The organism is Bradyrhizobium centrolobii, from assembly GCF_001641635.1.
Classification (GTDB): Bacteria; Pseudomonadota; Alphaproteobacteria; order Rhizobiales; family Xanthobacteraceae; genus Bradyrhizobium; species Bradyrhizobium centrolobii.
The window spans coordinates 70309-91213 of the sequence record NZ_LUUB01000118.1; the positions used below are offsets into that span (position 1 = coordinate 70309).

16 protein-coding genes are annotated in these 20905 nt (G+C 62.8%); 7 read left to right on the forward strand and 9 right to left on the reverse strand.

Annotated elements, in window-relative coordinates; all coding sequences use genetic code 11:
• Positions 1–44 precede the first annotated feature (44 nt).
• From AYJ54_RS41800 to AYJ54_RS41810, 3 genes are all read left to right on the forward strand, one after another.
• Complete coding sequence (locus tag AYJ54_RS41800) at positions 45–1568, forward strand: sugar ABC transporter ATP-binding protein (protein WP_063708303.1); 1524 nt, start codon at positions 45–47, stop codon at positions 1566–1568.
• Positions 1561–2598, forward strand: a complete 1038-nt coding sequence (locus AYJ54_RS41805) for an ABC transporter permease subunit (protein ID WP_063708304.1) — start codon at positions 1561–1563, stop codon at positions 2596–2598. The genes AYJ54_RS41800 and AYJ54_RS41805 overlap by 8 nt, the downstream gene beginning before the upstream one ends.
• An 80-nt stretch (positions 2599–2678) precedes the next feature.
• The gene (locus AYJ54_RS41810; RefSeq protein ID WP_063708305.1) at positions 2679–3626 is read left to right on the forward strand and encodes an ABC transporter substrate-binding protein; all 948 of its coding nucleotides are present in this window, start codon (positions 2679–2681) and stop codon (positions 3624–3626) included.
• A gap of 111 nt (positions 3627–3737) precedes the next feature.
• Here the strand turns inward: AYJ54_RS41810 and AYJ54_RS41815 are convergent, their stop codons facing one another.
• Genes AYJ54_RS41815 through AYJ54_RS41835 form a run of 5 tightly spaced genes read right to left on the reverse strand, consistent with a single transcriptional unit; the run spans position 3738 to position 9825 of the window.
• Positions 3738–5108 (reverse strand): four-carbon acid sugar kinase family protein, encoded by a 1371-nt coding sequence (locus AYJ54_RS41815; protein WP_063708306.1) that lies wholly within the window; start codon positions 5106–5108, stop codon positions 3738–3740.
• On the reverse strand, positions 5105–6319 hold the full coding sequence (locus AYJ54_RS41820) for a ribulose-bisphosphate carboxylase large subunit family protein (protein WP_063708307.1): 1215 nt from the start codon (positions 6317–6319) through the stop codon (positions 5105–5107). The genes AYJ54_RS41815 and AYJ54_RS41820 overlap by 4 nt, the downstream gene beginning before the upstream one ends.
• A gap of 15 nt (positions 6320–6334) precedes the next feature.
• On the reverse strand, positions 6335–6874 hold the full coding sequence (locus AYJ54_RS41825) for a VOC family protein (RefSeq protein WP_063708308.1): 540 nt from the start codon (positions 6872–6874) through the stop codon (positions 6335–6337).
• Between the two features lie 19 nt (positions 6875–6893).
• A complete protein-coding gene (locus tag AYJ54_RS41830) occupies positions 6894–8801 on the reverse strand; it encodes a TRAP transporter large permease (protein ID WP_082906099.1) in 1908 nt (635 codons plus the stop codon).
• A gap of 7 nt (positions 8802–8808) precedes the next feature.
• The gene (locus AYJ54_RS41835; RefSeq protein ID WP_063708309.1) at positions 8809–9825 is read right to left on the reverse strand and encodes a TRAP transporter substrate-binding protein; all 1017 of its coding nucleotides are present in this window, start codon (positions 9823–9825) and stop codon (positions 8809–8811) included.
• Positions 9826–9963: 138 nt separating this feature from the next.
• Between AYJ54_RS41835 and AYJ54_RS41840 the strand changes: the two genes are divergently transcribed.
• On the forward strand, positions 9964–11019 hold the full coding sequence (locus AYJ54_RS41840) for a LacI family DNA-binding transcriptional regulator (protein WP_063708310.1): 1056 nt from the start codon (positions 9964–9966) through the stop codon (positions 11017–11019).
• Positions 11020–11074: 55 nt separating this feature from the next.
• Here AYJ54_RS41840 and gap read toward each other — a convergent pair whose 3' ends face one another.
• The gene (gene gap / locus AYJ54_RS41845; protein ID WP_063708311.1) at positions 11075–12082 is read right to left on the reverse strand and encodes a type I glyceraldehyde-3-phosphate dehydrogenase; all 1008 of its coding nucleotides are present in this window, start codon (positions 12080–12082) and stop codon (positions 11075–11077) included.
• A 314-nt stretch (positions 12083–12396) separates the two neighbouring features.
• Between gap and AYJ54_RS41850 the strand changes: the two genes are divergently transcribed.
• Both AYJ54_RS41850 and AYJ54_RS41855 read left to right on the forward strand, forming a co-directional pair.
• Positions 12397–13908 carry an L-lactate permease gene (locus tag AYJ54_RS41850; protein WP_063708312.1) on the forward strand — a complete coding sequence of 504 codons (1512 nt, stop codon included), beginning with the start codon at positions 12397–12399 and terminating at the stop codon, positions 13906–13908.
• A gap of 182 nt (positions 13909–14090) precedes the next feature.
• Positions 14091–15104, forward strand: a complete 1014-nt coding sequence (locus AYJ54_RS41855; RefSeq protein ID WP_063708313.1) for a hydroxyacid dehydrogenase — start codon at positions 14091–14093, stop codon at positions 15102–15104.
• Between the two features lie 91 nt (positions 15105–15195).
• Here the strand turns inward: AYJ54_RS41855 and AYJ54_RS51625 are convergent, their stop codons facing one another.
• The 3 genes from AYJ54_RS51625 to glk all read right to left on the reverse strand — a co-directional run bounded on the left by AYJ54_RS51625 (position 15196) and on the right by glk (position 19829).
• Positions 15196–16686 (reverse strand): glycosyl hydrolase family 65 domain-containing protein, encoded by a 1491-nt coding sequence (locus AYJ54_RS51625; RefSeq protein ID WP_063708314.1) that lies wholly within the window; start codon positions 16684–16686, stop codon positions 15196–15198.
• On the reverse strand, positions 16683–18473 hold the full coding sequence (locus tag AYJ54_RS51630) for a beta-phosphoglucomutase family hydrolase (RefSeq protein ID WP_063708315.1): 1791 nt from the start codon (positions 18471–18473) through the stop codon (positions 16683–16685). Before AYJ54_RS51630 ends, AYJ54_RS51625 begins: the two co-directional genes overlap by 4 nt.
• A 411-nt stretch (positions 18474–18884) precedes the next feature.
• Positions 18885–19829: a glucokinase gene (gene glk, locus AYJ54_RS41870; RefSeq protein ID WP_063708316.1), complete on the reverse strand. Its 945-nt coding sequence runs from the start codon at positions 19827–19829 to the stop codon at positions 18885–18887.
• 64 nt (positions 19830–19893) lie between these two features.
• On the opposite strand from glk, the gene AYJ54_RS41875 reads away from it, so the two are divergent.
• Positions 19894–20895, forward strand: coding sequence for a 1-phosphofructokinase family hexose kinase (locus tag AYJ54_RS41875; RefSeq protein WP_063708317.1), 1002 nt, complete (start codon positions 19894–19896; stop codon positions 20893–20895).
• Positions 20896–20905 lie beyond the last annotated feature (10 nt).

The following is a 20905-nucleotide window of genomic DNA, read 5'->3' on the forward strand; positions in this document are numbered from 1 at the left end:
AAACGAGACGCGGGCAGGAAACGCATTGTGCGTCGGGAGGCACGATGAACGATCCGATCCTCGAGATGCGGGGGGTCTCAAAATCCTTCTTCGGCATCAAGGCGCTGCGTGCCGTCGATCTCACCGTCTACGCCGGCGAAATCCATGCGCTGATGGGTGAGAACGGCGCCGGCAAATCGACGCTGATGAAGATATTGTCTGGCGCCTACAGGCCAGATCCCGGCGGGGAGATCCGCATCGAGGGCAGGCCGGTGCGGATCGAAGGCCCGCTCGGCGGCCGCGCCGCGGGTATTTCCATCATCTATCAGGAGCTATCTTTAGCCCCCAATCTCAGTGTTGCGGAGAATATTTATCTCGGCCGAGAGATCTCGCGTTCAGGTATGCTGGCGCGCGGCGCCATGCGCGAGGGCGTCGGCCCGATCCTGGAACGGCTGGGCGCAGACTTCCTGCCATCGACGTTGGTGGCGCATCTTTCGATGGGCCAGCGCCAGCTCGTCGAGATCGCGCGTGCGCTGCACGCAAGATCAAAAATCCTGATCATGGACGAGCCGACCACTGCGCTTACCGCTCACGAGAGCGAGCGGCTGTTCGCGCTGATCCGCCAGCTTCGCGCCGAGGGGCTTGCCATCATCTACATCTCGCATCGCATGGATGAGGTGTATGCGCTCGGCGACCGCGTCACCGTATTGCGCGACGGCCGGCTGGTCGGCTCGCTCGACAGGCAGGATATCCGCGCCGACACCATCGTCCGGCTGATGGTCGGGCGCGACGTCTCTTCGTTCTACAAGAAGGACCACGACCCGGAGGCGGGACGCGGACACCCCGTGCTCGCGGCGATCGACATGGCAGATGGTCAGCGCGTCAAAGGTTGCTCGCTCACCGTGCATGCGGGCGAGGTGGTCGGCCTCGCCGGCCTGATCGGCGCGGGCCGCACCGAGCTTGCACATCTCATCATCGGCGCCTCGCCCAAAACCTCCGGCCGGCTCGAGCTCGAGGGTCGACCGGTCGAGATCGGCACGCCCGGCGAGGCGCTCGACGCCGGGATTGCCTATCTGACCGAAGACCGAAAGGCGCTCGGCCTGTTCCTGGACATGTCGTGCCTGGACAACATCAACCTCGCGGTGCTCGGCAGGGATGCCAGATTCGGCTACATCCTCGACCGCGACAAGGCCCGCGACCGTGCCAGCAAGGCGTTTGCGGCGCTCGGCATCCGTGCCGGCAATGTCGGCGTCACCGCCGGCGCGCTTTCCGGCGGCAATCAGCAGAAGGTGCTGCTGTCGCGGCTGCTTGCGACCACGCCAAAGGCGCTGATCCTCGACGAGCCGACGCGCGGCGTCGACGTCGGTGCCAAGTCCGAGATTTACTCGATCATAGACAATCTCGCCAAATCCGGCACCGCGATCCTCGTCATCTCGTCCGACCTGCCCGAGATCATCGGCATCTGCGACCGCGTGATCGTCATGCGTGCCGGCCACATCGCCGGGGAGATCAGGCGCGAGGCGACGGCGCCCTTGAACCAGGAAGACATCATGGCGCTCGCCACGGGGACGGAGCAGCTCGATGCATGACAGCCCTCTGAAGGTAGAAGCCGCCACCGCTGCGGGCCTTGCGGCCGTGCAGGAAACCAAGCGTCAGCGCATCAGGCTGCTCATCCGCGCGGCTGGCATGCTACCGGTTCTGCTGATCCTCTGTGTCGGGTTTCATTTCCTGTCCGACGGCCGCTTCTTCACCGGCCAAAATCTCGGCATCGTGTTGCAACAGGCCGCAGTCAACACGGTGCTCGCCGCGGGCATGACCTTCGTCATCCTCACCGGCGGCATCGACCTCTCGGTCGGCTCGATCCTGGCGGCCTCCGCGATGGCCGGGCTGACGCTCTCCAAGCTGCCCGAGCTTGGCGCGCTGTGGCTGCCGGCCGCGGTTCTCACCGGCCTCGGCTTCGGCGTCATCAACGGCGCGCTGATTGCACTCCTCCGCCTGCCGCCTTTCATCGTCACGCTCGGTTCTCTCACCGCTGTGCGCGGTCTTGCGCGGCTGCTCGGCGCCGACACTACGGTGTTCAATCCTTCCATTCCCTACGCCTTCATCGGCAACGGCTCGCTGACGCTCATTCCCGGCGTCGCGTCAATCCCGTGGCTCTCGGTGATCGCTTTGCTCGTCATCCTGGTCTCGTGGCTGGTGCTTCGCCGGACCGTGCTCGGCGTGCACATCTATGCGGTGGGCGGCAATGAGAGCGCGGCGCGGCTTGCGGGCATCAAGGTCTGGGCCGTGCTGATCTTCGTCTACGGGGTATCGGGACTTTTCGCCGGCCTTGGCGGCGCCATGCAGGCGGCGCGGCTCTATGCGGCCAACGGCTTGCAGCTCGGCCAGTCCTACGAGCTCGACGCGATCACCGCCGTGATCCTCGGCGGCACCTCCTTCGTCGGCGGCATCGGCTCGATCTGGGGTACGCTGGTCGGCGCGCTGATTATCGCCGTTCTCTCCAACGGCCTGATCCTTATCGGGGTCTCCGACATCTGGCAATATGTGATCAAGGGTCTGGTGATCATCGGCGCCGTGGCGCTGGATCGCTACCGGCTGCAAGGCTCGGCGCGCACCTGAGTGTGCATGGCCGATGCGAGCTTCCGTTACGGCAACTGGTCTGCCGTGCCGGGGATGAAGACAGACCAGGGAGGAAGCCAATGTTGAAGACGATCACGCTCGCCGGCGCCGCGATGGCGCTCGCCCTAAGCACCGCGCCGTCCTTCGCCAAGGAGCTCAAGTCGATCGGTGTCTCGCTCGGCTCGATGGGCAACCCGTTCTTCGTCGCGCTGTCGAAGGGCGCCGAGTTCGAAGCCAAGAAGACCAATCCAAACGTGAAAATCACCACGGTCGGCTTCGAATATGATCTCGGCAAGCAGGTCACCCAGATCGACAATTTCATCGCAGCCGGCGTCGACCTGATCCTGTTGAATCCCGGTGATCCCAAGGCGATCGGGCCAGCGATCAAGAAGGCGCAAGCGGCAGGTATCGTCGTCGTCGCGGTCGACACCGCGGCCGAAGGAGCCGATGCCACCGTGACCACGAACAATGTCCAGGCGGGCGAGATCTCCTGCCAGTACATCGTCGACAAGTTAGGGGGCAAGGGTGACGTCGTCATCGAGAACGGGCCGCAGGTCTCCGCCGTGATCGATCGCGTCGTCGGCTGCAAGAACGTTTTCTCGAAGAATCCCGGCATCAAGGTGTTGTCTAGTGACCAGGACGGCAAGGGCTCGCGCGAAGGCGGCCTCACCGTCGCGCAGGGCTATCTGACCCGTTTCCCCAAGATCGACGCCATCTTCGCCATCAACGATCCGCAGGCGATCGGCACCGACCTCGCGGCGCGCCAGCAAGGCCGCAGCGGCATTATCATCACCGCGGTCGACGGCGCGCCCGATATCGAGGCGGCGCTCAAGGACCCCGCGGCGCCGCAGATCCAGGCTTCCGCTTCGCAGGACCCGTTCTTCATGGCGCGGCGCGCCGTGCAGGTCGGTGTCGGCATTCTCAATGGCCAGAAGCCGGCGTCGACCGTCGAGCTCTTGCCGTCGAAGCTCGTGACCCGGGACAATGTCGCCGAGTATAAGGGCTGGACTTCGGACCGTTCGCAGTAGCCGCTTCACGTCTTTCGCGGGCTCCGTCGGTCGGAGGCGCTCAGCCGATGCATGGCTGGTAAGGCCTGCGCTTGGGAGACCACCGCGGTTGAGCGGCCACAAGGCAGCCGCTCAATTCGTCTTGCCGTCTCTCGCCAGGCAGAACAGGTCGACGCCGCCGACCTGTCCGCCCTTGAGCGCGATCTCAATGTTTGCGTGCTCACGGTCCGATGCGGCACGGCAAAGAGGCGCCCCCGAAACCAGCGGCGCGATCGCGCTGAGAGCATAGATTCCCATGGCCTGGAGCGCGTGGCCTGAGGTGTCGCCGCCGGCGACCACCGCGCGCGGAAGGCGAGTCGTTTGCAGAATGCGATCGAGTGCCTGGCCAAGCCCGGCGCCGATCCGGTCGTTAATTTCCGCCGTGCTTACTCCGCTCGCTTCGATGGCTGCCCTGAGAGCGCCGATCGCCGGATCGTCCGGGCCGCTTGCAGTGATTAGAAGCGGATCGCGCCCGGCCAAGATGGCCTCAACGCCGCGATCGGCGCCGCGACCGACTTCTTTCGTCCATTCGGCCGCGTCGACGGCGCGGGCCGCATCCAGCCGCACGGCTTCAAACCCCTCCTGGACGGCATGGGCAATTTGGGCGGCCGTGATGGGCGAGCAGGAACCGGAAATGCAGGCGATCCGCTGTACGGGAGAGAACGACATGTGCGGCCCGGAGTCCGCGATCAAGCCAGACGACCGCCAATAGGCAACCAGCGCCTGCTCCACGCCCTGAGAGCCGACCGCGAATAGCCGATCGCCACGATGTTCCGACATGAGGCGTCCGGCCTCGATCAGAGACGATTGATCAAGCACATCGAGCGAGATGATCTCGGCGCCGCCGGCGCGCACGCGCGCCAAGGTCTGCTCTGCCTCGCCATTGGCCATGGCGACGAAATCGACAAGCCCGATCCGCCGCGCAGTCTGACGGGCGAGATGGCGGCCAAGATCGGCCTCGTCCATCGGCGTCACCGGGTGACGCGACATCGTCGGATGGCGGTCGAGACGATGGCCGACGCCGTTCACGGTCGCGAAGAGATTGCCGAAGACTTGGTAGCGGCCCATCGCGGGCGAGGCGACCAGCAGCGGATGCCATGCACCGCCAAGGCGCGGCACCGCCAGATCGATCGCCCGCCCGATCGAGCCAATGTGCGGCGCGGAGTCGAAGGTAGAGCAGACCTTGTAGTGCGAAATCGGTGCGCCAATGCCGGCGAGCACGTCGAAGACGGTCGGAAGGTTGAGCTCCATCCAGGCCGGATCTTTCGCGCGCGCGGTGCCGGCGATACCGATGCCGCGGAATTGCGCTGCTGTGGCAAGTTGCTCCGGGCTCGGAAGCTCGAGGAACAAAATCGTCGGAAGGCCAGCGAAGGTCAGCGCTTCCATCGCGGCCGACGAGCCGGTGTAGTCGTCGCCATAAAATGCGATCAGCGGGCCGTCGGGAAGACTTAAGGAGAGCGTCATGGGCTGTACGGCGCCTTGCGGGACACTGCGTCGTCCCATGCCGCACGTAATTCGGCCACTCCAGCGCCAGGTCCGTCGGGATGTGCCAGGATGCCGCCGCCAGCGGCGAAAATCAGATCGGTTGATCCCAGTGCATGATAGGTTGGAAGCGCCTGCGCGGCAGTCTGGCCCGATGAAAACACCGGCATGGCGACGCAGGGCCTTTGCTCGAACAAAGGCGTGAGCGTGGCTTTGGCGGATGCGATCACGCTGTCGTCGGACTCGCTGAACTTGTTGCCGATGCCGTTGACATGCATATGGTCAGCACCCGCAAGCCGCCAGATCTTTTGCCAGGCTGCAAACTCCCAGCCCAGCGCTGGATGCCGGTTCAACGCCCCCCAGCCGTTGCGATGCGCATGAATCGGAAGCTGCGTGTGGCGACCCAGTTCGATCATGCCAGCGAGCCCGACCGAGTTGATGCTCGCCATCACGCAACTGCCGCCGTGCGTCAGCACGAAATCATGCCGGCGGCGCATCTGGTCGATCTCGCCGGTGAGGTTGAAGGCGAGCATGACTTTCTTGCCGGCCCGCTCGGCATGATCGTTCACCACGCGCATCACCGCGCGCACGCGTTCATTGAATGGGCACGAAGGTCCATCGGACTGCAACTCGTCGTCCTTGATGAAATCGATCCCGGCGTCGCAAAGAGTGGCAACGAGACTTGCCGTCACCGCTGCGCTGAGCCCAACGCTCGGCTTGATGATGGTGCCGATCAGCGGACGACCGTACACGCCGGTCAGCTCGCGCGTTCCGGCAACGCCGAACTTGGGTCCGGCATAGGCGGATGCGAACTCGCCCGGCAGCCGCAGATCGAGCAGCCGCAGTCCGGTGAGCTGCCGCAATTCCCAGAGATTGCCGGCAACCGTCGTGACCAGATTGGGAAGAGACGGGCCGATATTGTCGAGTGGCCACGACAGCGTCACCCGCGCGCGCCGCCAGGGCCCACCCGGATCGACTGGCCGCGCCACCGGCAATGACGGTGCAGGCAACGGATCAAGCAGTTCGATGCGCTCGACACGGGCTGCCGCCCGTTCCTTGAGCTCAGGCGTTTCGCCTGGCACGGCGACGAAGGTGCCGCTGGATTGTTCGCCTGCGATGGCCTCCGCGGTGGCGCGCGGATTGCAAGGCGTCTCGATCAGATAATCCGCTTCGATGCGAACGGGAGCTGTCACGGGATCAGGTCCGCGCTAGAGCTTGCTGAGATCGGGAAAGGGGCGCACCGGATCGCTTCCATTCCAGCCTCGTGCCGCCTCACGGATCAGATCGAACATCTTCCCCTTGGGGCCAGCGACCTCCGACAATTCGATCACCGTCCCTGGGTGATATTCGGTATCGAAATAGACGAAACGGCCGCGGGGGCCGACTTCGCCGCTCATCACGGGCCTGAAACCCTGGGCCTCGAGGCGGGCCAGGTCGGCGTCGTAGTTGTCGGTCCAGTAGGCGACATGCTGCAAGCCGGTATGCCCGGCCTTGAGGAAATCGGCATACATCGACGGCGCATCGTTGCGGATCTGGATCAATTCCATCTGCAATGGTCCAGAGTTCGCCAGCGCGACCGAGTTGTGCGGCTCATAAGCCTCGCCACGATAGCGATAGTTCACGATCGGCACACGCGGATTGTAGAACCAGGGCCCGATCCCGAGTTCGCGGCTCCAGTAATCCATCGCCTTTTCGATGTCGTTGACGACGTAGCCGGCCTGCCGGATCTCGCCAAAAAAGCGGCTCATACTTGCATTCCCGTTTGGTTCAGAACTTGAGGAATCCGGTCGACAGCCACGGCACCGCGGCGACAATGACGAGCCCGACAAACAGCGCGACGACATAGCCCCAGATGTGCTTCAGGCCCTCATCCGGCGAGATCTTGCTGATGGCGCAGGCGCCGTAATACCCGACCCCGAACGGCGGCGAGAACAAGCCGATGCCCATCGCGAAGATCACCACCATGGCGTAGTGCACCTCGTGCACGCCGACCTGCTTGGCGATCGGAAACAGCAGCGGTCCGAACAAGACAATCGCCGGAATGCCTTCCAGCACGCTGCCGAGGATCACGAAGAGGAGAATCGAGACTGCGAGGAAGCCGTAGGCGCCGCCCGGAATTGCCGCCATGGTCTGCGCCAGTTGTTGTGAGAAGCCGGATTGCGTCAGGCCCCATGCCATCGCGGTGGCGCTGCCGACGATGAAGATGATGGCGCCGGTCAGCGAAGCGGTCTCGACCAGCATCGGTTTGAGGCGCTCCCAGGTAAACTGGCGATAGACCAGGAGTCCCATCAGTGCCGCGTAGACTATACCGATGGTCGAAACCTCCGTCGCCGTGGCGACGCCTTCGACGACGGCCGTGCGGATCACGAAGGGCAGCAGGATCGCGGGCACGGCGGGCAGCGCCAGTTTCGCGATCTCGCGCGTTGAATGCCGCCGCATTTGGCTGAGGTCGTCATGCCGGTAGCGTCGCCACACCACCACGCAGAGGGCGGCCCCGACAGCCAGCGCCGGCAACAGGCCGCCGGTGAAGAGCGCGGCAATCGAGATACCGGTCACCGAGCCGATGGTGATCAGCACAATGCTAGGCGGAATGGTTTCCGTCTGCGCGCCCGTTGCGGCGAGCAATGCGACGAGATCGCCGGGCTTGGCACCGCGCCGCTGCATTTCCGGCAGCAGCACCGGCGCAATCGCGGCCATGTCGGCGATCTTCGATCCCGAAATGCCGGACACCAGATACATGGCGCCGATGAGAACGTAGGACAGGCCGCCTCTGACATGGCCGAACAGGCTCGCCAGGAACTGGATCATGGCACGCGCCATGCCGGTCATTTCGATCAGCGCACCCAGGAAGATGAACAGCGGCACCGCGAGCAGGATGAGATGGGACATGCCTTCGTCGAGCCGGCCGACCATCACCATCATCGGCGTGGTCGTCGTCAGTGCAAGATAGCCGAAGGTTGCCAGCGCAAAGGAGAAAGCGATCGGAACGCCCGCGAACACACTGGCCGCCACCACGCCGATAAAGAAGATGATCAGATTGTAGCGGCCGAGCGGCTGCAGGGCCGGTCCGGCCAGCCAGAATGCAGCGACGATACCCGCGGTGGCGATGAGACCTGCGAGAATCAGCGGAGGGCGATGACGGCGTGCCAGACCGATTGCGGCGGTGATGGTCATCAACACCAGGCCCGCGGGAATGGCCGCAGCGCGCCAGGCGTTGTTGATCTCGAGCGCAGGGGTCACGATGAAGCGCTCCTCGCTCGCATAGTCGAATGCGGGATAGAGGATCAATGCCAACAGTGCGAGCGGTGCTGTCGTCGCCATCACCTCGAAAAAAGCCCGTGCGCGCGGACCGAGATAGCGCATGAGGCCGGTCATCCGCATGTGCTCGCCGCGGCGCAGCGCGATGACGGCGCCGAGCATGGAGAGCCAGAGAAAGAGGATGGACGCCAACTCGTCGGACCAGACCAGCGGACTGCGGAAGACGTAGCGGCTGACGACGCCGGCGAGCAGAATGATGATCTCGATCACGACGAGGCCGGCAGCGGCGGTTTCGACCGCTGCGCCCAGCCCGCGATCGAGGGCGGCAAACGCCTGCGCGAAACCGCGGGCCGATGTAGAGGCGGGGCCACGCCCGGCCTCCACATAGTCGCTCACCGGATGTTCGGCGATCGTCATTGCGCGCTCAGGCCAGCTTGCCGACTGCGTTTTCGAGCAGGCCCCAGGCCTCCTCGCCGAAGCGGGTCTTCCACTCGCCGTAGAAACCCGCCTCGCGCAGCTTGGCGCGGAAGCTGTCCGGCGCCGGCTTGGTGAAGGTCAGCCCCTTGGCCTGCAGGTCCGATTGCACTGTCGCATTAAACGCCTTGATGTCCTCGCGTTGCTTGATGCCAGCATCGTTGATGGCGCCGGCGACGATGGCCTTGAGGTCGGCCGGCAAGGCCTGCCAGGCGCGGCCATTGGCGATGAACCAGAAGCCGTCCCAGATGTGGTTGCTGATCGCACAGTACTTCTGCACTTCGTAGAGTTTGGCGACCTGGATGATCGGCAACGGATTTTCCTGCGCATCGACGATGCGGGTCTGCAGCGACGAATAGACCTCGCTGAATTGCAGGCTGGTCGGCGATGCCGCGAGCGCCTTGAACATGGAGATGCTGAGCGGGCTCACCGGCACGCGGATCTTCAGGCCGTCCATGTCCTTGGCGGTCTCGATCGGTTTGGCACCGCTCGTAATCTGGCGAAAACCGTTGTCCCACATCTTCTCGAAAGCATGGAGGCCGACCTTGGCCATCGCGGCGCGGACATGCACGCCGAGCGGGCCGTCCATCGCCTTCCAGACCTGATCGTAGTCGGCAAACGCAAAGCCCGCGGCATTGATCGCGGCGACCGGGACCAGCGTCGCGGCGACAAGCGCCGATGGCGTGAAGAAGGTGATCGCGCCGCTGCGCACCTGCGCCAGCATGTCGGTGTCGCCGCCAAGCTGGTTGTTGGGGAAGATGGCGATCTCGACGCGACCATTAGTTTCCCTGGCGATCCGTTCGGCGGCTTCCTGCGCCCGGATGTTGAGCGGATGGGTGAGCGGCAGGTTGTTGCCGTATTTCAGCGAGAATTCGGCGGCGCGCGCGGCGCGCGGCATGGCGCCGATGAGACCCGCTGCGGGAAGAGCCGACAGGGCCTGCAGGGCACGCCGACGAGACAGGATCATGGGCTTCCTCCGGAAATCTTTTTGATGCCAACTGATGGCTTGGCGGGTAGTCTTGCGCGAAAATCACAGGCAGGGACCGGGGTGTCAAACGGCCAAAATGATGGTTTTTGATGTATTCAAGCCCGGAGTGTTTCCGAGATGGACAAGCACGTAGCGCTGCCGCTAAGCCGCATTGTCGACGTGGCACGCCGTGCCGGCGTGTCCACCGCGACCGTCGACCGTGTGCTCAATCGCAGGCCCGGCGTGCGACGGGTCACGCAGCAGCGTGTGCTCGCCGCTGCGTCCGAGTTGAATTACATGCCAGCCGAGGATTTGCTTGCCGCGATGAAGCCGAAGCCGATGCGGCTTCTGTTCCTGCTGCCGGCCGGCACCAACCGGTTCCTCGCGACGCTCGGGCAATTGATAGCTTACTCGGAGGCGCGCCTTGCAGCGTTCAACGTTCGTTGCCAGGTCGACTACATCAAGAGCTTCAACGCCGAACTGCTGGCGCGACGGCTCTGGCAATACCGCGACAAGGTTGACGGCATCGCCTTCATGGCGCTGGAACATCCCGCCGTCCGCGAGACCGTCGATATGCTCGCCGAGCGCGGTGTGCCGACCGTCACCGTGATCTCGGATATCCTCAATGCGCGCCGGGTCGCCTATCTCGGCCTGGACAATCGCTCGGCTGGTCGAACGGCCGGCTACCTGATCGCGCGGTTTATCGGAGCGAGGAATGCGAAGGTGGCCATGATCGCAGGCAGCCTGAGCTACCGTGCCCACGAAGAGCGCGAGATGGGCTTCCTGCACGTCTTCGAGGAGCTATTTCCCCTGATCAAGGTCGTAGGCCTGCGCGAGGGACATGACGATGCCGACAGGAATTATCGCCAGACCCGCATGTTGCTCGGCCGGCACCCGGATCTTGCGGGGATTTACAACATCGGCGGTGCGGCAGATGGCGTCGGGCGGGCACTGAAGGAGATGAATCGCGCGCGAGAAACCGTGTTCGTCGGGCACGGTCTGACGTCGGACACGCGCAGCCTCCTGATCGACGGGACCATGGACGCGGTCATCACCCAAAATCAGCTGCACACGATGATGAGCTGCATCGGCATCTTCGACAATCTGCGCGCCGGCCGAAGCGCCATGCACGGTATCGAGACGCCGCGCAGCGAGATCATCTTTCGCGAAAATATTCCGGGATCAGGCGTCTAGTTGAAAATCCGTCACAGGGAGAGTGAGCGGAACGTCCTCGCGTCTCAGTCTCGGTTCAGATCAGCTTCCCCATCGCTACGGCCGTGTCCGCCATCCGGCATGAGAAGCCCCACTCGTTGTCGTACCACGACATCACGCGCACCAACGTGCCGTCCATGACCTTGGTCTGATCCATGTGGAAGACGGAGCTGTGCGGATCGTGGTTGAAGTCGACCGAAACATTGGGACTGTCGGTATAGCCAAGAATCCCCTTGAGTTGCTGGTCGGCGGCGCGCCTGATCGCGGCGTTCACCTCGTCCTTCGACGTCGCCCTCTTGGCGACGAACTTGAAGTCGACCGCCGAAACGTTCGGCACTGGCGCGCGAATGGCAACGCCGTCAAGTTTGCCGTTCAGTTCCGGCAGCACGAGGCCGACGGCCTTTGCCGCACCCGTTGAGGTGGGGATCAGCGACATCGCCGCGGCTCGCGCGCGATACAGGTCCTTGTGCAATGTATCCAGCGTCGGCTGATCGCCGGTATAGGCATGAATCGTTGTCATGAAACCTTTTTCGATCCCGATCGCGTCGTTGAGCACCTTGGCGACCGGCGCCAGACAGTTGGTCGTGCACGAGGCGTTGGAGACGACCTTGTGCTCCTTCGACAGCCCGTCGTGATTGACGCCGTAAACCACCGTGATGTCGGCGCCGTCGGCCGGCGCCGAGACAAGGACGGCCTTTGCGCCTGCTTTGAGATGAGCGGAGGCTTTGGCCTTCGAGTTGAAGATTCCAGTGCATTCGAGTGCGATGTCAACGCCCAGGTCCTTCCATGGCAGACCTGAGGGATCCTTGATCGCGGTCACCTTGATTTTGCCGTTGCCAACGCTGAGGGCGTCGCCCTCGACCTTGACTTCACCGGGGAAGCGGCCGTGCACTGAATCATATCGCAGAAGGTGTGCGTTGGTCTCGACTGGGCCGAGGTCGTTGACTGCGACCACTTCGATATCCCTGCGGCCATTTTCGATGATGGCCCGGAGAACGTTGCGGCCGATGCGGCCGAATCCGTTGATGGCGACGCGAACGGTCATTTTTCGGCTCCCTTTCCTGGCACCACGCTCGACAGGTTTGGATCGTGAAGACTATGACGATTGTTTCAACGCGATCTCCGACAGCCGACCTTGATATGCGGTCGGCCTCGAATGGCTGCTAGCCTCCTCTGGGATCCGGGCACCTGGTCCTGTGACCACGTGCTCCCTTCAAGAGCCGGAGCATCGCTTAGGAATCTCCTCGCTTTTGCGCGCAACTTTTCGCAATTGCGATCAGGTGACCCGGTTCTGCAAAGGGTCGGCGCATGCTAACTTTTGGTTGCGGTTTGAGCCAAATCAAGTCCACGGGAAGTTGAATGGCAGCCTTGATCGCGACGGCTCCGCTTGCCCTGATCATCGTCCTGATGGCCGCATTGCGGTGGTCGGCCGCCAATGCTGGACTGGTCGGGCTCGTGGCGGCCTCGGTTGGCGCAGTCGGATTCTTCGGCTTCGGAACCAGCATCCACGCTGAGCAGGGCATTGTTGGAGCGTTCCTCGGAACCGGCGCGGAGGCGGTTTTCTCGGCCGTTGACATCCTGTGGATCATCCTGCCGGCCTTGTCTCTCTATGAGCTGCAGCAGCGTTCGGGTGCGATCGATGCCATCCGGACGGGACTGATGAGTTTGTCCTCGGACAAGACCCTGCTTGCCCTCGTCATTGCCTGGTTCTTTGCGTCGTTCATGGAAGGAGCGGCGGGGTTCGGCACGCCAATCGCTCTCGCTGCGCCGCTCCTGGTCAGTCTCGGCTTCACACCCGTCGTGGCGGTCGCCTTACCGCTCATTGGTCACGTCGCGGGCACTTCTTTTGGCGCGCTCGGCACGCCGATCCTCGCACAGACCGACGTGTCTGGCATCAGCGGCAACAGCATCGCGCCACCGACGGCACTGCTGCACGCAAGCCTGGCGCCTTTGCTGGTGCTTTCGATCGTGTTCATCGCAGGCACTGGACGTTTCCAGCCAAATTACGCGGCGTGGGCCATGGTCGCCGCCGTCTGTTTCCTGCTGCCGTACCTGGCGTTGGCCACGTGGGTGGGACCAGAGCTGCCGACGATCGGCGGAGCGCTTGCCGGCGGATCGGCATTTGCTTTTATCCTCAGGCGGATGCAGGTGCAGCAAGCTGAAACCCTGGATGCGAGATCGCTTGCCATTGCTGGTCTGCCGTATGCCGTGCTGGTCGGCTTGATCCTCGTGACGCGACTCGGTCCGCAGATCCGCGATGCGCTGCGGCACGTTGTGCTCGAATGGGCGCTGCCTGGACCGTTCGGCGGCCGTATCGAGCCCCTCTATCATCCGGGGACCATGCTGCTCGCCGGATTTCTGTTCGGCGGGCTCTTGCAGGGGTGCAAGATTGCCGATCTGGGCTATGCCGTCACGGCTGCCGCTCGTCGACTGGTTCCCGTCGCCGCTGCCTTGTTTGCGATGCTCGCCATAGCCCGGCTGATGGTCCATGCGGGAATGATAGAGACGCTGGCGGCGACGGCCACTCGGATCGGTCAGGCATGGCCGCTGCTTGCTCCTTCAGTTGGGGCAATCGGTTCCTTCATCACCGGCTCGACAACCGTCTCCAATATCCTCCTGACGGATCTGCAGCAGGCAGCGGCTGCCGGGCTCGGCTTGCCGGTGCTTGCACTGATCGCCGCTCAGGGATTCGGAGCAGCCGTCGGCAATTGTGCGGCTCTGCACAACATCATCACGGGCGCCGCAACGGTCGGCTTGCAAGGACGCGAAGGCGATATTCTGAGAAAGACGGGACCGGTTTGTCTTGGATACCTCGCGCTCGGAGGCGTTCTGGGGCTGATGCTCGCTCGATGGTTCCCCTTTAGAAGTTGAGAGACGACCGGACTCCGTGTGCCATGTTTGCTGATCGGGGGAGCGAAAGTGGTTCAGCAGCATTGTCCCATCAGGGAGCCAGCGGCTGGACTGAATCCCGCCATCAATGTGGGGTTGCATAGGGATCGGATTGTGTAAACTCATCCGAGCCGTGAACCCGTGCTCTGACCCGGGAGGCCACAATGAACATTGCCATGTTCGAGACCGAGGAATGGGAGCGTCAGGCCTGCGCCCGCCTCGAGCCGCACCATCGCGTACGATGCGTTGCCGAGGCGCTGGACGCGCGGAATGCAGCTGGCTTTTCCGACGCCGAGGTCGCCAGCCCATTCATCAATTCACGGCTTGACGCATCGGTCCTTTCGCAATTCCCGAGGTTGAAGCTGATCGCGACGCGATCCACCGGGTACGATCACATCGATCTTCATCACTGCGCCACGCACGGGATTGTTGTCTCGAACGTGCCTGATTACGGCGACTCGACCGTCGCTGAGCACGCTTTCGCCCTGCTGTTGGGCGTTGCGCGCAACCTTGTGGAGGCGGTGGAGCGGACGCGGCGAGGCCGCTTCACGCAGACCGGGCTGCGGGGGTTCGAGCTGCGCGACCGGGTGATCGGCGTGGTCGGTACCGGTCGCATCGGGCTCCGTGTGATCGAAATCGCTCGCGGCTTCGGCATGAACGTTCTTGCTTACGATCTCCGACCGGACGAAGCGGCTGCTACCCGGCTCAACTTTGCCTACACGACCCTCGACCAGCTCTTATCCGATGCCGATGTCGTGACGCTGCATGTTCCGGCAACATCTGGCACCGTTCGCATGCTCTCAGATCGCGAGTTCTCCCTCATGAAGCCGGGTGCAATCCTGATCAATACGGCACGCGGCCATATCGTTGAGGTTGAAGCGCTGGTGCGGGCGCTCGCTGATGGCAGGCTCCGTGGCGCTGGCCTCGACGTCCTGCCGCAGGAGCCCCTGATCCGCGAAGAAGCGGCCATCTTCCACCAGGAGGCGGTCCGCGACGCCAACGATTTCAAGGCGCTCGTCGCGAACCATGTGTTGCTGCGCTTTCCCAATGTGATTGTCACTCCGCACAATGCCTACAACACCGACGCTGCACTGGGGCGGATCATCGCGACGACACTTGCCAACATCGAGGCATTTGCGCAGGGGACACCGCAGAACGTTGTATCGGCGGCGCGTTGAAATTAGCGCCGGAGGCGATCTCACCCCCTCAGGCTTCCGAGCTCTTCGTGGCTTGCGCCGCCGGCCGGCCGCGCAGTCAGTGTTCGTGTGATCACGAGGGACGGGTAAGCGGCACGCTGGTCCGGTCGCCCGGGTGCAGGACGATATGCCGGTCGCCGACCGCGATGGAGATCGCTTCCGCCCCACTTCGATCGCTCGCCAGCGTGAGTTCATCCTGAGTTATGTCTACGCTGAGCGTGTGCTGGCGATAGCGGAGGCGAAATGCAAGCCGGCGCAGTTCGTCTGGCAGTGCCGGATGAAAATGTAATTCTTCGCCGCGCAGCTCCAGCCCGGTGAAGCAGCGCTGCAGCAGGTCGATCGTGCCCGCCATGGCGCCGAGATGGATGCCTTCGCGTGTGGTCCCTCCTTGAATATCGCCAATGTCGCTTTGCAGAGCTTCCGTGAACAGCGACCAGGAGCGCTGCCGGCAGGAGCGCGCCAATACCCATGCATGCGCAATGGCACTCAAGGTGGAGCCGTGCGAGCTGCGGCGCAAATAATAGTCGATGGTTCTGGGGATCGTGCCAGGATTGAACGTGTAGCCGAGGCGGTCGAAGAGCTCGGCCAGTTCTTCTGCGGAAAACAGGTAGAACACCATCAGGACGTCGGCCTGCTTGGAGAGCTTATAGCGATTGGGCGTGTCGCTCTCTGCCTCGAGGATCAGATCGAGGCGCATGATGTTTGGATATTTTCGCCTATAGGCGTCCCAGTCAAACTCCTGCAGCGCCTCATAGCCCTCAAACTGGCTGAGAATTCCGTTATCATGGAAAGGCAGGTATAGCTTGCCGCTGACATGCTCCCAACGCGCGAGTTCCTCCTGCTCGATCCGCAAGCGCTGGCACAGTTCGTGACAGCGTTCCTTCGGCAGCAGTTCAAAGAGGTCGAGCGCGCGAGCGATGCACCAGACGGCCATGACGTTGGTGTAAGCGTTGTTATCCAGCCCCGGCATCTCGCGGTCAAGGTAGCCGTCATGGAATTCATCCGGGCCCATGATGCCGCGAATGTCATAACGGCCGCGCGCTTCGTTCCATTGCGCAATGCTGGCCCAGAAGCGCGCGATCTCGAACATCAACTCGGCGCCGAAGGAATAGAGGAACTCGGCATCGCCCGTGGCCTGGTAGTACTGCCAGACATTGTAGGCGACCGCCGCGCCGACATGGCGTTGAAGATGGGTATCGTCCTTGATCCAATTGCCGGACCGCGGGTTGAAGTACATGACGTCGGTCTCTTCGCGCCCATCACTGCCGCTCTGCCATGGGTACATGGCGCCGCGGAATCCGGCTTGCTGAGCCGCCCAGCGCGCCTCATCGAGACGTCGATAGCGGTAAAGCAGCAGGGCCCGGGCCAGGATCGGCAGCCGGAGGATCAGGAACGGGAAGATGAACAGCTCGTCCCAGAAGATGTGGCCACGGTACCCCTCGCCGTGCCAGCCCCGGGCGGGGATGCCGGCGTCCAACTCCATGCTGTGGCTGGAGGCTGTCTGGAGTAGATGAAACAGATGCAGGCGCACGGCAAAATGCGCATCGTCCGCTTCGTCGCTCACGATCTCGAGCAGGTCGAGGTCGCTGCGCTCCCATAAATGCGCCAGACACTTTCATGGGTTTGCAGGAGGGCATCAAAGCTTTCGGCCCGCACGATGGCAGTGCGCGCGGCGGTTTCCGGATCCGCGATTGCGCGATCCCTGGAGGTATAAAGCGCGACGATCTTCTCGATTTCAGTGCTGAGGCCCGGCCTGACATCAAGGACGATGTCGTAGCCAACACGCGCCGCTTCCTTGATTGGGCGTTTGTCGACGGCGACATCGTGTCCGCGTATTCTTATGTCCATCCGTGCGGCCTGTGCGATCCGCAATTGTGACTGCGTCGTGTCGACCTCGAGCAGCATGGAGCAAGGTGCAATCGCGGCCGCTTCGCACACGCGCAGATGCTTGCTTTCAAATGCTTTGTAGCGCGGCACGCCGGTATTGGCGACATCGCCGTCCAGCATGGCGCGCACCGTGAGCCGGCCGGACCAGTTCTCCGAGGTAATGGTGACATGCTGGCCGGCGAGGTGCTTGGCGTCCATGTGCACGAAGCGACGCTCGGCGAGGCTGGTTTCCCGTCCGTGCGGGTCGCGTATCCGCAAAGTTCGCAAGTAGAGACCGCGGCGCAGATCGAGCGCTAGCCGATATTCAAGGATTTCGACGAGATGAAGGTCGAACCACTCTCCCTCGTCTATTCGGAAGGTCAGTGGCAGCCAGTTGGGGAGGTTGACCAGGTCCTCGTGCTCGATGGACCGACCATCGATCCGTGTCGTGAGGCGGTTGTAGCCGCCGGCCAGATACGTGCCGGGATAGTACAAGTTGTCAGCGCGCGCCTCGGCGGCGGCTCCGCGGGTCACGAAGTACCCGTTGCCCACAGCGAACAGGGTTTCGCGACGGCCCTCCAGGGCAGGATCAAAACCTTCATGGGCAAACAGCCAAGGGTCCGGCCGAGCATGGGCGGCGGGATGGCGAGTCTCGGTCCCCTGTTGCGCGATGAACGGGTCAAGTCGGTGCACATCGGGCTTGGCGCCGACTCGTCGCGGCGTCGGCCCATCTTCCAATTCCAAATCGATCTGGTTGAGGTCAGCGACGACGATATCGGCTCCGGCGTTCTCCAGGTCCGCACCATGGCCGGTGCGGTCGATCCCGATGACGAGTCCGAAACCACCCGCTCGTCCCGCCGTCACGCCGGCGATCGCGTCCTCAATGACGACGGTGCGCTCGGGCGAGGTCCCCAGCCGCCGCGCCGCCGCAAGAAAGGTGTCAGGCGCCGGCTTCCCGGGCAGCCCCAAAGTTGCGGCATCGCGTCCATCAATGCGGACGTCGAAGAGGTGATCGAGCCGTGCCGTTTGCAGGATCTGTTGGCAATTGCGGCTCGCCGAAACCACCGCCGTCTTGAGGCCGAGCGCGCGCACGCGCCGGATCAAGGCCACTGTGGACGGATAAATATCTACTCCTTTGCTGCGTATTCCTTCGAGAAACAGTCCGTCCTTACGCCGGGCAAGGCCCTGGACAGTTTCGACCTCGGGACCATCGGGCTCGCCGCCTGCCGCTACGTTCGTGCCTCGGGCTGCCATAAAGGCACGAATAGCTTCTTCGCGCGGACGCCCATCGATGTACCTGCGATAGTCCTCGAGCGTGAACGGCGCAAAGGCAACGCCGGTACGACGGGCGCGCTCTCCGAAAAAAACATCGAACGTTTTCTTCCACGCGTGGAAATGGAGCCCCGCCGTATCGGTAACCACGCCATCGAGATCAAAGGCGACGGCATCAAAGTGCGACGGAACAAGAGCGGCTTTGCGAGACATCTCTCGGGCTCACGGAGCTGTCGTTATCAGAGTTGCGAAAGCACAATGCGATCTTCGATCTGATCTTCCTTCATCTCCGCGAAGATATCGTTGATCTCGCCTAGTGGCCGCTCGGAGACTGTGGTCTTCACCTTGCCTTCGGCCGAAGGCGATCGCTTTGAAGGATGCCGTGTTCAGGGCGCCCGGACGATAAGCCTGAGGGGCACTCACTCACGGGCGCAGCCCAAGCGTGTCCGCTGACGCAACGGTATCACGTGCCCGCGGAAGTTGCGACTTGAAACATCTTCCGGTCCTCTCTTCCACGTCGGTCCCGCATTTTCATTCGCGAAATGGTTGAATGCAGCAGGATTGCTGTCCCTTTTGCATTGGCATGCCGGAACCATACCGAGCGTGAGTCCAGCGCTGGCCAGCTCAAAGGGAGTGGCTTCGCTCCGCATATACTGCTGCACCCAGAAGGCCAGCATGAGGACGCAAAATCTGGTCGATGGGTATCCCATCCAAATATGACCTGAACCGTCCTTTCTCGATGAAGGCCTCAGTGAGCGCCGCCACATCCCACAGCGGCTGCAGTCCGCGGCAGAGGCCGCCAGTGATGACGACCCCTCCGCCGGTCAGAAGAGTCAGGGCCAGACTGCCAGCGGTCGAACCGAGGATGGATGAAAAGATCCTTATCGCCTCACGGCAGGTGGGACACTGGCCCGCTGCAGCGCGGGCCGAAACGTCTTTTGGATCCTGCACATCGATCGTCAGCCCATTGATGTTGGCCAAAGTTGTTGCAATCGCCAAAAGCCCTGATCCGGACAGCAATCGCTCAACTGACACGTGCGGATACTGACCCTGGAGATGCGACAGGATCTCTGCTTGGAGGCGGTCCATCGGGGCGAATGTGGCATGTCCGGCCTCACTCGGGAGGCCTACAAGTGTACCCGCCTGATTGAGGAGAAAGGCAACACCGAGGCCCGTCCCGGGGCCAATCACGAGGGAAGGCTGCCTTGGATCGCGAGTTCCCGTCTTTACGGAACTGATCTCTTCGGGCTGCATCGTGGCAACAGACAATGCCTGTGCGACGAGATCATTGATGACAACTAACTTGCGCAAACCGAGCCGCTGGCGCACATCCGCAATCGAGAAATGCCAAGCGCTGTTGCTGAACCTTACCTCATCGCCCAGTACAGGGCCTGCTACAGCAAGCACCGCCTCTTCCACCATTGGAGCGCCTGACAGATAGTCCTGCGCTGCTTCGACGAGGCTCGGATATTGAGCAGCGGGGAGCTTGCGTACGACGTGCGGATACTTGCCAGCCTCCGCGATCGCAAACCTTGCGTTGGTTCCACCGATGTCCCCGACAAGCCGCATGGCGCTCAGCCTCTAAGGATGATAATTTTCGAACTTTCTATCCCCAGGCGAGAAGGCTTGCGACATGATACAGCAGCCGGAGATAGCCTCAAAGCCGATCGTTACACTGACGCTGAGCCCGACCATCGATCTTGCGTTCCTGTCGAACGAGATCAGACCGATCCGTAAGAACCGTGCAGTAGAACAGCGCACTGACGCAGGGGGCGGCGGCATAAATGTCGCGCGGGTGCTGAAGGAGTTGGGCGCAGGAGCCTACGCCATTTACCTCGCCGGCGGCGCAACCGGACGCGTCCTGAACGAACTTGTCGCGAAATCGGACGTGCCGGCAAAATGCATCGACATATCCGGCGGCACGCGCATCAGTTTTACCGTCTTCGAAGAGATTTCGGGGCTGGAGTATCGTTTCGTAAGCGAAGGCTGTACGCTCGTCGAGGCAGAGTGGCAATCGGCTCTCTCGCACCTTAAGGAATGCGATGCAGACTACATCGTCGCGAGCGGTAGCCTGCCGCCCGGTGTTCCCGTCGATTTTTACGCCCGCCTGGCGAGCATTGTGCGGAGCAACGGTGCACGCTTGATTCTTGACACCTCGGGGCCTGCGCTCCAAGCGGCGATGTCGGCAGGAGGCATTTATCTCGCCAAGCCCAGTGTCGGGGAGTTCGAGGTGTTGACGCACAGAAAGTTCGAATCAGCCGAAGAGATTGTCGATGCCGCGACGTCCTTGGTCGCCAGTGGGTCCGTCGAAAACCTTGCTGTGACCATGGGACGTGATGGCGCAGTGCTCGCAACTCGCTCAGGTACGTTACGGCTAAGAGGTCCCAAGGTGAAGCCCGTGAGCGCAGTCGGGGCGGGCGATAGTTTTGTGGCGGGCATGACTTTCGCGCTCGCACGCCGGGAAAATGCTGAGGATGCGTTCATGCTCGGCATGGCCGCCGGTGCAGCTGCCGTCCTGACCCAAGGCACCCAATTGTGCCGGCGAGAAGATGTCGAGCGTCTCCATGCGGAAGTGGTGGCAGAGCGTGCGTCCATAAAGCCGACCTCGACCTCGCGGTCGCTCCGTAATGGATGAACACAGGCCG

Bases quoted from the DNA above. Each gene is read 5' to 3' on its own strand.
- AYJ54_RS41815 (WP_063708306.1), bottom strand. From the start codon at position 5,108: ATGACGCTCTCCTTAAGTCTTCCCGACGGCCCGCTGATCGCATTTTAT.
- AYJ54_RS41855 (WP_063708313.1), top strand. From the start codon at position 14,091: ATGAACATTGCCATGTTCGAGACCGAGGAATGGGAGCGTCAGGCCTGC.
- AYJ54_RS41830 (WP_082906099.1), bottom strand. From the start codon at position 8,801: ATGACGATCGCCGAACATCCGGTGAGCGACTATGTGGAGGCCGGGCGT.
- AYJ54_RS41875 (WP_063708317.1), top strand. From the start codon at position 19,894: ATGATACAGCAGCCGGAGATAGCCTCAAAGCCGATCGTTACACTGACG.
- AYJ54_RS41825 (WP_063708308.1), bottom strand. From the start codon at position 6,874: ATGAGCCGCTTTTTTGGCGAGATCCGGCAGGCCGGCTACGTCGTCAAC.
- AYJ54_RS41805 (WP_063708304.1), top strand. From the start codon at position 1,561: ATGCATGACAGCCCTCTGAAGGTAGAAGCCGCCACCGCTGCGGGCCTT.
- AYJ54_RS41835 (WP_063708309.1), bottom strand. From the start codon at position 9,825: ATGATCCTGTCTCGTCGGCGTGCCCTGCAGGCCCTGTCGGCTCTTCCC.
- AYJ54_RS41800 (WP_063708303.1), top strand. From the start codon at position 45: ATGAACGATCCGATCCTCGAGATGCGGGGGGTCTCAAAATCCTTCTTC.
- gap (WP_063708311.1), bottom strand. From the start codon at position 12,082: ATGACCGTTCGCGTCGCCATCAACGGATTCGGCCGCATCGGCCGCAAC.
- AYJ54_RS41840 (WP_063708310.1), top strand. From the start codon at position 9,964: ATGGACAAGCACGTAGCGCTGCCGCTAAGCCGCATTGTCGACGTGGCA.
- AYJ54_RS51630 (WP_063708315.1), bottom strand. From the start codon at position 18,473: ATGTCTCGCAAAGCCGCTCTTGTTCCGTCGCACTTTGATGCCGTCGCC.
- AYJ54_RS41850 (WP_063708312.1), top strand. From the start codon at position 12,397: ATGGCAGCCTTGATCGCGACGGCTCCGCTTGCCCTGATCATCGTCCTG.
- AYJ54_RS41810 (WP_063708305.1), top strand. From the start codon at position 2,679: ATGTTGAAGACGATCACGCTCGCCGGCGCCGCGATGGCGCTCGCCCTA.
- glk (WP_063708316.1), bottom strand. From the start codon at position 19,829: ATGCGGCTTGTCGGGGACATCGGTGGAACCAACGCAAGGTTTGCGATC.